The organism is Mesorhizobium yinganensis (assembly GCF_040081985.1).
In the GTDB taxonomy this organism is placed as follows: Bacteria; Pseudomonadota; Alphaproteobacteria; order Rhizobiales; family Rhizobiaceae; genus Kumtagia; species Kumtagia yinganensis.
Window position 1 is genome coordinate 13,218 of record NZ_JBEBMH010000014.1, and the last position, 14,237, is coordinate 27,454.

19 protein-coding genes are annotated in these 14,237 nt (G+C 62.3%); 11 read left to right on the top strand and 8 right to left on the bottom strand.

What is annotated here, in order from left to right; translation table 11 throughout:
* Nucleotide 1: 1 nt before the first annotated feature.
* From ABMA59_RS22370 to ABMA59_RS22385, 4 genes are all read right to left on the bottom strand, one after another.
* Nucleotides 2-391: a hypothetical protein gene (locus ABMA59_RS22370; RefSeq protein ID WP_349007607.1), complete on the bottom strand. Its 390-nt coding sequence runs from the start codon at nt 389-391 to the stop codon at nt 2-4.
* Between the two features lie 77 nt (nt 392-468).
* On the bottom strand, nt 469-1,455 hold the full coding sequence (locus tag ABMA59_RS22375) for a sensor histidine kinase (protein WP_349007608.1): 987 nt from the start codon (nt 1,453-1,455) through the stop codon (nt 469-471).
* 194 nt (nt 1,456-1,649) lie between these two features.
* Nucleotides 1,650-1,814, bottom strand: coding sequence for a DUF1328 domain-containing protein (locus ABMA59_RS22380; protein WP_349007609.1), 165 nt, complete (start codon nt 1,812-1,814; stop codon nt 1,650-1,652).
* Nucleotides 1,815-1,918: 104 nt separating this feature from the next.
* Entirely contained in the window at nt 1,919-2,713 is a 795-nt protein-coding gene (locus tag ABMA59_RS22385) for a response regulator (protein WP_349007610.1), read from the bottom strand.
* Nucleotides 2,714-2,944: 231 nt separating this feature from the next.
* On the opposite strand from ABMA59_RS22385, the gene ABMA59_RS22390 reads away from it, so the two are divergent.
* A complete protein-coding gene (locus tag ABMA59_RS22390; RefSeq protein ID WP_349007760.1) occupies nt 2,945-3,106 on the top strand; it encodes a NepR family anti-sigma factor in 162 nt (53 codons plus the stop codon).
* Between the two features lie 4 nt (nt 3,107-3,110).
* Nucleotides 3,111-3,659, top strand: coding sequence for an RNA polymerase sigma factor (locus tag ABMA59_RS22395; protein WP_349007611.1), 549 nt, complete (start codon nt 3,111-3,113; stop codon nt 3,657-3,659).
* Nucleotides 3,660-3,683: 24 nt separating this feature from the next.
* On the opposite strand, the gene ABMA59_RS22400 is transcribed toward ABMA59_RS22395, so the two are convergent.
* Entirely contained in the window at nt 3,684-4,061 is a 378-nt protein-coding gene (locus tag ABMA59_RS22400) for a response regulator (protein ID WP_349007612.1), read from the bottom strand.
* Nucleotides 4,062-4,187: 126 nt separating this feature from the next.
* Here ABMA59_RS22400 and ABMA59_RS22405 point away from each other — a divergent pair, with 126 nt between their 5' ends.
* A complete protein-coding gene (locus tag ABMA59_RS22405) occupies nt 4,188-4,958 on the top strand; it encodes a Crp/Fnr family transcriptional regulator (protein WP_349007613.1) in 771 nt (256 codons plus the stop codon).
* A 21-nt stretch (nt 4,959-4,979) separates the two neighbouring features.
* Here the strand turns inward: ABMA59_RS22405 and ABMA59_RS22410 are convergent, their stop codons facing one another.
* Entirely contained in the window at nt 4,980-6,089 is a 1,110-nt protein-coding gene (locus ABMA59_RS22410) for an AI-2E family transporter (RefSeq protein WP_349007614.1), read from the bottom strand.
* Between the two features lie 112 nt (nt 6,090-6,201).
* On the opposite strand from ABMA59_RS22410, the gene ABMA59_RS22415 reads away from it, so the two are divergent.
* Entirely contained in the window at nt 6,202-6,537 is a 336-nt protein-coding gene (locus ABMA59_RS22415) for an ElaB/YgaM/YqjD family protein (protein WP_349007615.1), read from the top strand.
* Between the two features lie 20 nt (nt 6,538-6,557).
* Nucleotides 6,558-7,004, top strand: a complete 447-nt coding sequence (locus ABMA59_RS22420; protein ID WP_349007616.1) for a hypothetical protein — start codon at nt 6,558-6,560, stop codon at nt 7,002-7,004.
* 15 nt (nt 7,005-7,019) lie between these two features.
* On the opposite strand, the gene ABMA59_RS22425 is transcribed toward ABMA59_RS22420, so the two are convergent.
* Nucleotides 7,020-8,567 (bottom strand): sensor histidine kinase, encoded by a 1,548-nt coding sequence (locus tag ABMA59_RS22425; RefSeq protein WP_349007617.1) that lies wholly within the window; start codon nt 8,565-8,567, stop codon nt 7,020-7,022.
* Between the two features lie 131 nt (nt 8,568-8,698).
* Here ABMA59_RS22425 and ABMA59_RS22430 point away from each other — a divergent pair, with 131 nt between their 5' ends.
* On the top strand, nt 8,699-8,830 hold the full coding sequence (locus ABMA59_RS22430; protein WP_349007618.1) for a hypothetical protein: 132 nt from the start codon (nt 8,699-8,701) through the stop codon (nt 8,828-8,830).
* A gap of 74 nt (nt 8,831-8,904) precedes the next feature.
* On the opposite strand, the gene ABMA59_RS22435 is transcribed toward ABMA59_RS22430, so the two are convergent.
* Nucleotides 8,905-9,825 carry a diacylglycerol/lipid kinase family protein gene (locus ABMA59_RS22435; RefSeq protein WP_349007619.1) on the bottom strand — a complete coding sequence of 307 codons (921 nt, stop codon included), beginning with the start codon at nt 9,823-9,825 and terminating at the stop codon, nt 8,905-8,907.
* 254 nt (nt 9,826-10,079) lie between these two features.
* Between ABMA59_RS22435 and ABMA59_RS22440 the strand changes: the two genes are divergently transcribed.
* From ABMA59_RS22440 to ABMA59_RS22460, 5 genes are all read left to right on the top strand, one after another.
* Entirely contained in the window at nt 10,080-11,030 is a 951-nt protein-coding gene (locus tag ABMA59_RS22440; RefSeq protein WP_349007620.1) for a PRC-barrel domain-containing protein, read from the top strand.
* A 230-nt stretch (nt 11,031-11,260) separates the two neighbouring features.
* Complete coding sequence (locus ABMA59_RS22445; protein ID WP_349007621.1) at nt 11,261-12,193, top strand: VOC family protein; 933 nt, start codon at nt 11,261-11,263, stop codon at nt 12,191-12,193.
* 11 nt (nt 12,194-12,204) lie between these two features.
* On the top strand, nt 12,205-12,837 hold the full coding sequence (locus ABMA59_RS22450) for an alpha/beta hydrolase (RefSeq protein WP_349007622.1): 633 nt from the start codon (nt 12,205-12,207) through the stop codon (nt 12,835-12,837).
* Nucleotides 12,830-13,126 carry a GNAT family N-acetyltransferase gene (locus ABMA59_RS22455; protein WP_349007623.1) on the top strand — a complete coding sequence of 99 codons (297 nt, stop codon included), beginning with the start codon at nt 12,830-12,832 and terminating at the stop codon, nt 13,124-13,126. Before ABMA59_RS22450 ends, ABMA59_RS22455 begins: the two co-directional genes overlap by 8 nt.
* Nucleotides 13,127-13,194: 68 nt before the next feature.
* Nucleotides 13,195-14,184, top strand: coding sequence for a proline racemase family protein (locus tag ABMA59_RS22460; RefSeq protein WP_349007761.1), 990 nt, complete (start codon nt 13,195-13,197; stop codon nt 14,182-14,184).
* Nucleotides 14,185-14,237 lie beyond the last annotated feature (53 nt).

A 14,237-nucleotide genomic window follows, 5' to 3' on the forward strand; every position in this document is an offset into this window, starting at 1 on the left:
CTCAGTGCGCGATGCCGGAAGTCTTGATGGATCGGTCGACAGTAGCGGCCATCTGGGCGTTTGTGGCTTCGATCGAGGCATGGAGTTGGCCGTCGCGGCCGATGTCCCAGACCAGTTCGGCGTCCTCTTCTTCCATGGCTGGATCGACATAGACGCACTGGCCGAAGAGCTTGTCACGCTGGCCGCGGAAAGAAGAAAGAGCAGGCGCCAGTTGCGACTGGCATTCCTCATAGGTCTCGTACACCGTTACGGGCGAGGGCATTTCATCGCACTGCTTGAGGTCACCCGAACAGCCGATGATCAAGAGAAGAGCAGCTATGTGTTCCATGACGAATTCCCTTTCGCCAGTAACGAGGCGGGCGGCAGGACGGTTCCCCAATGACGGAGACATTACGGCCTCCGCGGAATTTGCGTCGCAGCGATGGAAACTTCTTAGCTGCTTGGAAGCTGTCCGTTTTCCCGGATCGACTATTCGGTTTCGAAATTGCCTTCCGGGACGAGAAGCGAATAAGTAAGCTTCGTGTCGGTGAGTTCGAGCGTCGCCGAGCCGTTGAGCGCGGCCGGGACGACACGTTCCAAGGCGACGCTGCCAAACCGCTTTTGCCCCAGTGCGTGAGTGGCGACGCTGATTGCCTCGATCCAGACCAGGGACAGTGCCGGCGCGGAATTGGCGAGGATGCGGGTGGTGATGGTTACATGGCCATCGGGCCGTGACAGGGCACCGTAACTCACGGAATTCACGGCAAGCTCGTGAAGTGCGAGGCCGATATGCAGGGCGGCATTGGGATTGAGGTAGGGCCTGTCGCCTTCGATCCTGATGTTCTGGCGAGCGTCAGCCGTATAGCGGCCGACCTGACCGAGAATGAGTTCGTGAAGAGCCGCACCTCGCCAGTTTGACGAGGTCACCAAATCCTGTGTCGAGGCGAGTGATTGGAGGCGCCCGCGAAATCGCGCCAGGAAACTGTCCACGTTCTCCGAATGGCGGCCTGTCTGCGTCGCTATGCTCTGGATTATTGCGAGAAGATTCTTCGAGCGGTGCGCCACTTCCCTAAGCAAGGTGCGCAAGGTCTGCTCTCGCCGCTTCTGGTCGGTGATATCCACGGCGGTGGTCATGATGCCCAATATCCGGCCGTCCGGCGAACGGTCGACATCGATCCAGAGGGAAAACCAGTTCGCGCCGTCTTCCGCCGGAATGCCGACCTCCATTTTTCTCGAAATTCCGGTTGACATCACCTCATGCTTTGCTTGCGCGAGATCAGTCGCCACATCAACAGGGAGAAATTCGTTGAGATGGCGGCCTTCGACCGAATTGGTGGACCACGCGGCCGGAAGGTTCTCCGCCCAGATCACACGGAAATCGAGATCGCAATAGGTAATGGAAATACCCGTATTCGCCAGTGCCTTGAGAAGGCTACCCCCTCGGTTGGGCGTCGATGGCATGGAATGCAGTCTCATTGCCCGCCCCAATATTTCTGGTCTTCAGCCGTCGACCTGGAAGTTCCTCCCCGCCCAGATTTTCAGCGTGCGTGGCCTTTTGGTGCAAAGGTTCCGCCGGACCCCACCGCATTGAGCGAGCGTGATCCGGCGGCGGCTGGAAACCGTTTGAGGGGTGCGGCTTCCAGTTTCTGGACCTCAGCCAAGACTACGGGTCAGGCACGCCGGACGAGGCCGGCGATGAGCGATATGACCAAGAACGCCAGGAAGATGAAGAACAAAATCTGTGCTATCCCGGCCGATGTTCCAGCAATGCCGCCGAAGCCAAGTGCGCCAGCGATGATGGCGACCACAAGGAATACAAGTGCCCAGTACAACATGGCCTAATCTCCTGAATTGCTGAATGAAAACGCGACCACCGTAGTAAGGTTCCGCAAAAAGAAACGGCCGCGCTGCGGCGGCCGTCACGCGGAACGCGCCCGGCTCAGGCCGCTGCCTTGGCCTGCCGGTCGAAGAAAAGTGCCTGGCTTATCAAGGCTTTGACCATTTCGGGATTGAACGGCTTGGTGACAAGGAAGGCCGGTTCCGGCCGTTCGCCGGTGAGCAGGCGTTCGGGGAATGCGGTGATGAAGATCACCGGCAGCGACGTCGATGACAGGATGTCATTGACGGCGTCGATGCCTGAGGAGCCATCGGCAAGCTGAATATCCGCGAGGATCATCTTCGGATGGGTCTTGCCGAACAACGCAGTTGCTTCGGCGTGGGTGCGTGCGGTGCCGACGACGCGGTGGCCAAGGCTCTCCACCATCTGCTCGATATCCATGGCGATCAGCGGCTCATCCTCGATGATCATAATGTCGGTCGCGACCTGACGCGAAATCTCGGCGCTGGCCTGGGCCAGCAGCTTGTTGAATTCCTGCGTATCGACATCGAGAATTTCGGCTGCTTCCTCGTCGCTGAAACCTTCGACCGAAACCAGAAGGAAGGCCTGGCGGGGGCGAGGCGAAAGGGCTGCGAGGTTGGCGGCGGCGTGGCGTTCCCAGCCTGTTCGGGCATGATCCTCGGGGACGCGGATGGCGATCGAGGTGAACAGCTTCGCATAAGTCTTGTAGAGCGCGATGCGCGCGTTTGACGCTTCCGGAAACAGATCGACGTCGGCGACGATCGCCTCGAGCATGGCGGCTACCAGTGCATCGCCGCTCTGCTGCGAGCCGGAAACGGCCCTGGAGAAGCGGCGCAGATAGGGCAGGTGCGGCGCAATGCTTGCTGACAAACTCATATGGAATTCCCTCTTGGGTGTGCTTGACGAATTGGCATGGACAATTCGCGCCTACAACGGGCTCCGATTGAAAAAGTTCCTTCGCTTGGAACCTAGTCGATCATATCGCGTTTGGGAGCGGATGTGGGCAGGATTTGCGCGCTTCGGGGCCGCGGCCGATCCGAACAACGAGTGAGAATAGGCAACATTGTGATATCGACAAAAGACAACGTCGCTTCCGCCGGATCGGCGGTGCGAGCGAAAGACTCCACCGATCCTCTCGGCGTGAGTTCCGAGATCGGTCGCAAACTCAAGCAATATTATGACGAACTGGTGTCCGACGACGTGCCGGATCGCTTTGCCCAACTGCTCAGTCAGCTTGAGGCGGCCGAAATGGCGCGGAAGGAGGACTGAACCGATGGCTGTGACGCCTGAGTTCAAGAGGGATCTTTTGGCGACCATACCCAGCCTGAGGGCTTTCGCGGTGTCGCTGACGCAGAATTCCGACAAGGCGGACGATCTGGTACAGGAGACGCTGGTGAAGGCGTGGGACAAGCACGCCAGTTTCCAGATGGGCACCAATCTCAAGGCCTGGCTTTTCACCATCCTGCGCAACGAGTTCTATTCGCAGATGCGCAAGCGCGGCCGCGAGGTGCAGGACTCCGAAGGTGTGATGACGGAGCGGCTCGCGGTCCATCCGAGCCAGCACGGCAAGCTGGACCTCGCCGATTTCCGCGGCGCGCTGGAACAGTTGCCCGAGGACCAGCGCGAGGCGATCATCCTGATCGGTGCGTCCGGCTTCTCCTATGAAGAGGCGGCGGAGATCTGCAATTGCGCTGTAGGTACGATCAAGAGCCGCGTCAGTCGTGCACGCACGAGACTGCAGGACATACTGAAGATATCAGGCGAGGCAGATTACGGCCCGGACGCGATCTCATCGCAGGTGATGGGCTCCAACGCTGCCTGACGGGCGGCCCCGGCGCGCCGTCAGCTATGCCCGCACCTGTTCGCGGGCGTTGACGAGCGCCGAAAGGATGTCGTCGCTTGCATAGGGCTTGCCGACGACCCTGACCCCGGGAAACGATGCTGTGATCTCCTTGATGTCGGTATAGCCGGAGGCGAAGACGAAGGGCACGCCGCGCTCCCGCAGCGTGGCGGCGAAGGGCAGGGTGGAATCGCTGCCCAGCAGAAGGTCGAGTATCGCCGCGTCGAAATCCGAGGACGACGTCGTGGCTTCAGCGTCCGTCATGTTGCGGGCAATCACGACATCGGCGGCGCCCTCGTCGCGGCATATCTGCTCGACATCCATGGCGATCAGGAACTCGTCTTCGAGCACCAGTATGCGCAGTCCATCAAGCAAGCCGGCCAAATGCCATCACTCCTGTAAAGGCCGCGACTCATGCCGTTAATTAAGCGGTATGTCATTTAAAAAAGACATCGGCGGGTTTTCGGCCTACCAGTTGAGGATCGGGGCTGGCCGGAGATTGCGAAAGCAATGGGGGCTCAATTGCAGACCAAGGACCTCAAGGCGGCGGCTGGCACGAACATACCGTGCGAGAAATGCCCGCTGCGTCCGATGAAAACCTTTCGGGATTTCACGAGAGAGGAACTTGCCTTCGTCAGCCGTTTCAAGCGCGGCGAACTTGCCGTCGACAAGGGCGCGACGGTGCTGATGGAAGGCCACCACAGTGCCCATCTCTACACCGTGCTTTCCGGATGGGCGTTCCGCTACAAGCTGCTTCCGGACGGGCGGCGGCAGATACTGAACTACATGTTGCCGGGCGACCTGGTCGGGCTGCAAGGTAGCCTGCTCGGCGAGATGCAGCATTCGGTCGAGGCGCTGTCGCCGATGCTGCTTTGCGTGTTCGAGCGCGACCAGATGAGCGAACTCTACCGCAATCATCCCGGCCTGGCCTTCGACATCACCTGGATCGCGTCGCGCGAGGAACAGATTCTCGACGAGAATCTCCTCAGCCTCGGGCGCAGGAGCGCGGTCGAGCGGGCAGCCTATCTCATAGCCTTCATCGGTAGCCGAGCTCACAGCGTCGGCTTCAGCGGCGACCCGATGCAGATTCCGCTGACGCAGCAGCACCTTGCCGACACGCTCGGCCTTTCGCTGGTGCATACCAACAAGACAATCCGTAAGCTCGCCGACCGCAAACTCCTGGCCTGGCGCGATGGCGGCTGCGAGATCAGAGACATAGACGGCCTGAAAAAACTGGCCCGATGGGACGGGCTGCGCGATACGCCGCGTCCCTTGGTGTGACGGCTTCCCGGCTCTCACGTCTCACGCAGTATCGGACCACATCGTGCCGGGGATGATGTTGCGGGCAAGCGCGAAAACGACCAGCAGCGCGGGGACTGCGATGAAACCGCCGAGCGGTCCCCACAGCCAGATCCAGAATACCAGCGAGAGCAGGACGACGAAGGGATTCAGCGTCATCCGCCTGCCGATCACCATGGGCGTGACGAACTGCGCCTCGATCATGTTGATGGTCAGATAAATCGCGACCGGCAGGAGGCTGCCGCCCAGCGTGTCGAACTCGGCGAGCCCGATGACGAACAGTACGGCTACCATGATCGCCGGGCCGATGAAGACGATGAAATTGGTCAGGATGGCGAGCGCCCCCCACATAGCGGCTGACGGTATACCGACGATCCATAGGCCGATGCCGACGGCGATGCCTTCCAAAATGTTGATGATCGAGATCGAGATCAGATAGTCGGAGACCAGTCCCTCGATGTCGCGGAAGACGTGGGCCACCCGCCAGCGCAGGCGGCGGTTGAAGCAGAGCCGCAAGATGGCGATCCGCGTCTGGTGGCGTGTGGCGACGAAAAAATACAGGCTGGCGAAGAAGATCAGCACCTGGCCGAGCACCGCCGGAGCCAGTGTCGCCATGCTTTCGACCCCAAAACCCTGATCGACTGAAACCGCGATGCCTTCCGCGCCGGTGATCTCGCGCAACTGGTCGCGCATTCCCCGCAACGATTCCAGCGGACCTTTCAATTCGGCGAGTTGCTGCTTGAGGTTTGCCCAGATCTGCGGCAGCCGTTCGATCCAGAACGACAGAGGTGCGGCGACCGCCACTGCGAACAGGCAAAGGCCTATGATGAAGAGTAGCACGACAATGGTCGCGGAAATTCCCGGAGGCATGCCGCGCGCTTCCAGCCGCGAAGCGATCGGACCGAGCATCAGCCCGATCACGATGCCCAGGGAGATCGGCATGAGGATGTACTCCGCAGTCGCCATCGCGAAAACGAGTACCACGATGCCGATGAGGATGACCGCCATCTGGGAGCCGCGCGCCAGAAGCAGTTCGATATTGGATTTCGGTGGCAGACGCACGATCGGCGCTTTTTTGGCCGACCGCACGGCGGCCGCATTCCGGTCTGACATTTGCGCCCGTTCCTCTCGCCATCCAGAACACAATTTCGTAGCTTTCGTTCCGGGCAGCCGGAACCACGTTTCCGTGCGAACGTTTGGCTCCGTTAAACACAGGAGTGATGCAATGGCAGCCGCGACAGGAAAGACTGCGAAGTCGGACATGGAGACGCCTGTTCCGCCTGATCTGGAAGCGGATATCCGCCAGTTGCGGGAGGACATCGCGAAGCTGACCGAGCAATTGTCCAAGACCGGGCAACATTCCTACGGCACCGCCCGCCGCGCCGCCGCTGAAGGCGTCGAGCAATTGAAGGCGCAGGGCGAGGCGGCCATCGAGGGACTGCGGACCAACGCCCACGACATCGAGGAGCAACTGACGACTGCGGTCAGGGAGAAGCCGATCACGGCGCTCGCCATCGCCGCAGGCGTCGGCTATTTCCTCGCGCTGTTGTCGCGCCGCTAGCGGCTTGGGCGAGAGAGGGGATGCTCGCTTCGCTGATTGCCGGTCTGGCGACCGGAGAGACATTGGCCGCTTTGCGCCGGGTTCGGCGCGCGGCGATCGCTTATTTTATCGCCGGGCTTCTTGGCTTCTTCGGCGTGATCTACCTTCTTCTTGCGGGCACGATCTGGGCGGCTCGTCGCTATGGCGCGATCGAGGCTACGCTTGGCATCGGAGGATCCTTCATCCTGCTGGCGATCCTCATCGTCATTGCGCATAAGATTGCGTCGAGGGTCCGGGCCCGTGCCGCGGTCAAGCAACGCAACCGCGACTTCGCCAAGGCTGCGATTGCCGCCGGCATCGCGGTTGCCCCGGCGCTGCTCAGCGGAAGGGCCGGCAAGGCAGTACTGTTGGCGCCGGCCATCGCTGCCATCGCCTATGCAATCTACCGCGAAAACAGCAGGCCACCGCCTCCTGGGAATGACGAATAGGATTCGCTCAGGCGGTCAAGTTGCGCCGCATTCCAGCGGCAGCGATATCTCCGCGACGACCCCGTTGAGGCCGAATTCGTGCCGCACTTGGCTGGATATGATCTTGTCGAGGCCGCGGCGGATCAGGATCATGCCAAAGCCCTCGCGGTCGGGCCGGCTGACGGAAGGCCCGCCGATCTCGCGCCAGGCGAGCTTCAGGCGCCGCGACGGATCGCGGCCCTCTATCTTCCACGACAAATCCACCGCACCCATCGGCACGGACAAGGCGCCATATTTCAGGGCATTGCTGGCCAGTTCATGCGTGACCATGCCGAGGCCGAGAGCCTGGTCGGGGGAGAGATAGGCGTCGGCGCCATCCAGCCGGACGCGCGGGTTCTTCTCGTCGTCGAAGGGCGTTATCTCCAGCCGTAGCAGGTCGCGCAGTGCAATGCCGCGCCATTCGCGATCCGAAAGCAGGCCGTGCGCGACGCCGAGCGCTTGCAGCCGCGAACTGAACGCCTCGAGGAACTCGCGCGGATCTCTGGCGTGGCGCACGGTCTGCGATGCCAGCGCCTGCACCGTGGCCAGCGTGTTCTTGACGCGATGATTGAGCTCGCGCAGCAACAGGCGCTGGCGTTCCTCGCTCGTCTTGCGCTCGGTGATGTCGTAGTTCACGCCAAAGACGAGCAGCGGCCTGCCTTCCGTGTCGCGCTCGATCACCCGGCCGCGCGCCGCCAGCCAGCGCGCCGGCTCGACATGGCGGACGCGGTACTCGCCAAAATAGTCGTCCGATATTTCCAGTGCCTGGCGGAATCTTGAATCGGCGAGCCGCACATCGCGCCGGTCGATCGCATGGAAGAATTTCCGGGCGCGCATAAGCTTCGCGGCCTTCATCCCAAACAAGACAGGCAGGCTGGCGTCGCATTCGACCCTGCCTGTCCGCACCTCCCAGACCCAGCTTGACAGCGACGCGGCCTCCAGCGCGAGTGCGCGCCGCTTCTCCTCACGGTCGAGCGCCCGTTGCGCCATGGCGCCGCTGCGCGTGCGCTCCTTGAGCGAGAACAGACTGGAGGCAAGGCCGGCGAGCAGAGACAATTGCTCGACCAACTGCGAGTTCGGATGGGCACGTGGCAGGCGATCCAGCACGCACAGCGTGCCGATAGGCTCGCCGTCGACGACAAGAGGGGCGCCGACGTAGAAACGTACCCTGTGCGGCCCGGTCACCAGGGCATTGCCGGAGAAACGCCGGTCCGCCGTTGCGTCGGCAACGACCATGACGTCGCTGCCGGCGGCGATTGCATGAGCGCAGAATGAAAGGCTAACCGGCGTTTCCCGCTCCTCGATGCCCAAACGCGAAGGAAAGCGTTGCCGGTCGACGTCCACCAGACTGAGCAAAGACACCGGCGCGCCGAACAAGCCAGCGGCCAGTCTCGTCAGCCTGTCGAAATCCGGATCGTCCAGCAAATCGGCATAGGGCAGTCTGTCCAGCACAGCCTGCCTGGCCGGCGAGCGGACCGCCTGCCAGACCTGATCCGGCAAACCCGGATTATGGTCGCCGCTATCCTGCACCGCCCCGAAGCTCACCGTCCGATCATACCGAAGAAAACCTTACGCAACTGGAAAGCCACTGGCCGGAGGGGAACTTTGGGCCGGAACGGGCATTGACCAACGAAAACCCTGACGAGGCCCACGCGCGACGCATCGGGAGAACCGTCATGCAAAAGACCATTCCCACCGACAAGGCACGGCAGGCAGGCTGGGGACGCCCTGTACTCGTCGTGCTGGTCGTCGGATTGCTGCTCGCGATGGCGGTGTGGGCGGGCGTCGAGATATGGGGCGAACACTGACACGCCGGCGGCCGACAACCCTGGCGGCGTTACTGCGCCGGCCGGCGGCACCAGTTCGGGCGGCGGCTAATCGTTCAGGCAGCCTTGGCATTCTTCAGAGCACTCGGGACAAGCACATTAAGCGCCTTCTTGTGGATGCGGATCTGGGTCGTATCCTTCAATGGATAAAGTTCTCCGTCGATAACGCAGCGGAACCGCCGGTTGCGCGATAGAATCTTGAGTTCGGCCTCCTCGGCTTCATGGATCTCCACCTGATCGTTATCGCGCCATTTTCCCCGCGCCATGTTCGCGGCCATGCGGATCAGCTCGCCCCGCTCTTTCGCCACCGTGACATAGATGCCGAGAACCCCTCCATCGGGTTCATCCGCGTAAGGCAGGTGGCCCTCGCCGAACAGATTATTGCTGATGCCTATGCCCGACGTGCGCGTTACGATCTCAGTCCCGCCGATGGTAAGCTGCACGCGCATGGAAGGCGGCTTCATCACGGTGCGGTAGGCAGCCTTCAGCGAGGCGCCGATCTTGCCCAGCCGCGACGCGAATTCCATCTGCTCGCGTAGCACGACCATCTTGGCGTGAAGTCCGATCGAGAACTGGTGCACAAAGGGGCGGCCGTCGGCGCTGGCCAGGTCCACGGCCTTCACCTCGCCGCCTGCGAAGGCCAGCAACGCGGCGTCGAGCTGCTGGGGAATGCCCAATCCGCGCGCGAACAGGTTCATCGTTCCCGCCGGCAGAACGGCCAGCGCCTTGTCGGAACCCATCAGCGCCGCGGCAGCGGCCGAGATCGTGCCGTCGCCGCCGCCGGCCAGGATGACGTCCGGCGACCGCTTGCGGGCGGCGCGCTTCAATTCCGGGACGATGTCCTTGCCGTCGACGACATTGATTTCGACGCTATGCCCGGCATCGGTCAGAATGGAATTGAGACGCTGCGAAAACGCGTCGAGGTCGGTCGTCCGCAGAGTGCCGCCGTCGCGATTGAGTACGGCGATGAATCGCATGATCCCTCAAACTCCCCTTGCCGATCGATAAATCGCAGCTTTCCAGAACGGGATCGGCAATGAAAAGTTCCATCAGGCAAGGCATTGGCGCCAAACCATTTTTTGCCGCTAACAGCGATGCGCGGGAACGCGAAAGTCGGGAACCGAAGCGGAATGCCGACGTTGTCCAATTGTGAGCGGCACGCCCGGCTTCCCCTGCGACGGTTCTACCGGGCGTGTCAGTGCATGAAATTCACGCACAAGGAGAGAGTATAATGGTCCGCAAACTTTTGGCTACTACCGCGCTCGTCACGCTTCTGACCGGCGCCGCCTTTGCCCAGGAAGCCACCACGCCGACGCCGGCTCCGGCCGCGCCTTCAACCGAGGCACCCGCCGCGCCAGTGGTGAAGGCTGACGGCTTCCTGGCCACCAACCTGATCGGCGAAACTGTTTACAACGGCACTGGCGACGATGCCGAGAACATTGGCAGCGTCAATGACGTTGTGATCGGATCGAACGGCGCGGTGGAATCCGTGGTCATCGGCGTTGGCGGCTTCCTTGGTATCGGTGAGAAGAACATCGCCATGAACTACGGCGACATAAAATGGGCCGAGAAGGACGGCGACCGCTGGATCGTGGTGAACGCTACGAAGGACCAGCTTCAGGCCCAGGCTGAATTCGACCGCAAGCCGTATGACCCGGCCCCGGCCGCCACGGCAATGGCTCCGGCCCCGGCGACGACGGATACGACTACCGCTCCCGCGCCGTCCGACACAACTGCGCAGGCGCCTGCCGACACCACCACAACGCCTGCTGACCAAACGGCTCAGGCGCCTGCCGAGGCGACCGCGACCGATCAGACCAAGACCGGTGCGATCGACAAGTCGACGCTCACCGAGATGCCGGCCGGCGACATTCGCTCCGAGGACCTGGTGGGTACCACCGTCTACGGCGCGAACGACGCTAATGTCGGCGAGATCGGCGATGTCGTGCTGACGCAGGACGGCAAGGTGGACGCGGTGATCATCGACGTCGGCGGCTTCCTCGGCGTGGGCGAGAAGGAAGTCGCGGTCGGCATGGACAACCTTGCCTTCATGACCGACAAGGACGGCAAGAAGTATCTCTACACGACCTTCACTAAAGAGCAGCTCGATGCCGCGGCCGCCTATGATAAGAGCACATGGGCTGAGAAGCGTGACGATCAGCGTATCATCATGATGCAGTAATAATCGTCAACGGGATTGTCGGAACCCGCGCCGGAAACGGCGCGGGTTTCTTTTTTGCTGGTGGGAGCGCATGCCAGCCGCTCCCACGTTTCTTGAACGATTTGTCGTGATCGTCTTTAAATTGTGAACGATCCATTCTGCGTTCCGTGTCTTTCCGCCAGGCCAATTTTGCCCAACATACAGCCCATCCAAGCGGCATGGGCCGCAAGACCAGCGAAAGGGCAAGTCACATGCTCGACCAGATCAAGGGCCTCCATCACGTCACCTCCATGGCCAGGGACGCCAACGAGAACAACCAGTTCTTCACCCACAAACTCGGCCTGCGCCGGGTCAAGACGACCGTGAATTTCGACGCGCCGGACGTCTACCACCTCTATTACGGCGACGAGAAAGGCACGCCGGGCTCGGTGATGACATATTTCCCGTTCCCCAACATCGGCAAGGGCCGCCCGGGCGTCGGGGAGGTCGGAACCACAGTGTTCGCCGTGCCAAAGGGCACGCTTGGCTATTGGGAAAAGCGCCTTGCCGACCAGGGCGTCGGAAACATCTCCCGCGAGAAGAGCTTCGGTCAGGACCGCTTGCATTTCGACGGGCCGGACGCCGACAGTTTTGCCTTCGTCGAGGTCGCCGATGACAACCGCGCGGCGTGGACGCAGGGTGATGTTCCCGCCGACGAGGCGATCCGCGGTTTCCACTCGGCATCGCTAAGGCTGCGGGACGGTGGCGCCACCGAGGAACTGCTGAAGTTCATGGGCTACCAGAACGTCGACACCTCCGGAAACGTCAAGCGTCTGGCGATCCCTGGCGGCAACGGTGCCGAAACGATCGACATCGAGACGGTCCCCGGGGCTTCCTTCGCCGATCTCGGCGCGGGTTCGGTCCATCACATCGCCTTCGCGGTGGAGAACAGGGCGAAGCAGTTGGAAGTCCGCAAGGCGCTGGTCGACGCGGGTTACCATGTCACGCCTGTCATCGACCGGGATTATTTCTGGGCGATCTATTTCCGCACGCCGGGCGGCGTGCTGTTCGAGATCGCGACGAACGAGCCCGGCTTCGACCGTGACGAGGACACCGCCCATCTCGGCGAGGCGCTGAAGCTGCCGACGCAGCACGCCCATCTGAGGGCCTATCTGGAAAAGCACCTGCAGCCGCTGGCGGCCTGAGGATGACCAAAATGTCCGCGAATTCATACACGTACAAGCGCTTGCCCGGGAAACCGGGCGGGCCACTGCTTTTTGCCTTTCACGGCACGGGCGGCGACGAGAACCAGCTTCTGTCGCTGGGCCGTGACCTCTTACCCGAGGCGACGGTCATTTCGCCGCGGGGCGATGTTTCGGAGTTCGGCGCGGCGCGCTTCTTCCGCCGCACCGGCGAGGGCGTCTACGACATGGACGACCTTGCCCGCGCGACCGCGAAGATGACCAGGTTCGTGGCCGCTCATGTCGAGGCCGAGAGGCCATCGGCGGTGCTCGGCATCGGCTACTCCAATGGCGCCAACATCCTGGCTTCCGCGTTCTTCGCACGCCCCGGCTTGTTCGACGCAACGGTGCTGATGCATCCCCTGATCCCGTTCGAACCCGACGTCGGTGGCAATCTGGCCGGTCGCCGCATCCTCATCACGGCCGGCCGCCGCGACCCGATCTGCCCGCCCGATCTGACAAACCGCCTCGCACCCCATTTGCGCGCCGGGGGCGGGGATGTAACACTGGAATGGCATGAAGGCGGGCACGAGGTGCGTCCGAGCGAGATTGAAGCGGCGAAGCGCTTTCTTGCCGCAACGAGGACAGAGGAGGCGACCCATGCCTGACACGAAGCCGGAAATCGAGCTCGACGATCTCGGATCGAAAGGACGCTATGTGTTCAGGGATGCCGGCGCCGTGGCCGAGATGACCTTCTCCAAGGCGGGGGAGCACATGATCATCATCGACCATACCGAGGTGCCCGACGCCTTTCGCGGGCAGGGTGTCGGATCGAGGCTTGTGACGCGCGCGGTCGAAGACGCCCGCGCCGCCGGCAAGAAGATCATCCCGCTCTGCCCTTTCGCCAATGCGCAGTTTCGGCGTCATCCGGAGTGGGCCGATGTGTTGAAGTCGTAGGGCTGGTAGTGGTCGGGAGGAACATGGTGAGCCAGTCGAACTCCGCAATACGCATCGAAACGGTCGAGATGCACACGGGCGGCGAGCCCGTGCGCATCGTCACCACCGGCTATCCACCGATTCGTGGCGCGACCATTTTGGACAAGCGCCGCTTCGCCCGCGAAAACCTCGATCATCTCAGAAAAATGCTGATGTTCGAGCCGCGGGGCCATTACGACATGTATGGCGTGCTTCCGGTCGAGCCAGACCTGCCGGGCGCCGACATGGCGGTGCTGTTCATCCACAATGAAGGCTATTCGACCATGTGCGGCCATGCGGTGGTCGCGCTCGGCCGCTATGCCGTCGACCACGGCATCGTCGCGGCGCAGACACCGTACACCAACGTTGCCATCCAGTGCCCTTGCGGGCTGGTCAAGGCGCGTGTCGAAGTCGCCGAATGCGATGGCGGTTTCGCAACGGGCGTGGTGTCGTTCGAAAGCGTGCCGTCCTTCGCCTTCGCGCTCGACAGAAAAGTCGACGTGCCGGGGCTCGGGCAACTGACGCTCGACATCGGTTACGGCGGTGCCTTCTACGCCATCCTGCCGGCGTCGTCGGTCGGGCTCGATGTCCGCACCTCGCCGGTCGCCGCATTGGTCGAGCGGGCCGACCGCATCACCAAGGCGACCGCCGCCGCCATCCCGCTCGACCATCCGGACGATCCTGATCTCGCTTTCCTCTACGGCACGATCCTGACCGACGGGCGCGATGCCTTCTCGCAACAACCTACCCGCAACATCTGCGTCTTCGCCGAGCGCGAGGTCGACCGCAGCCCGACCGGCAGCGGCGTCTCGGCGCGCATCGCCATTCAGGTTGCGAAGGGCCAGATCGGCCTTGGACAATCGCGGTCCTTCGAAAGCGTCACCGGCGCCGCGTTCTCGGCCAAGGCGCTGCGAAAAGAGCCGTGCGGCTATTTCGACGCCGTGAGGGTCGAGGTCGGCGGCCGTGCCTTTTATTCGGGACGTTCGACCTTCACCTACGAGGATGGCGACGAACTCGGCAAAGGCTTTTTGCTGCGCTGATATTGGCTACCGGGCCGGCCGGGCGGTGGGGGAATAGTATTCTCCACGCGAAG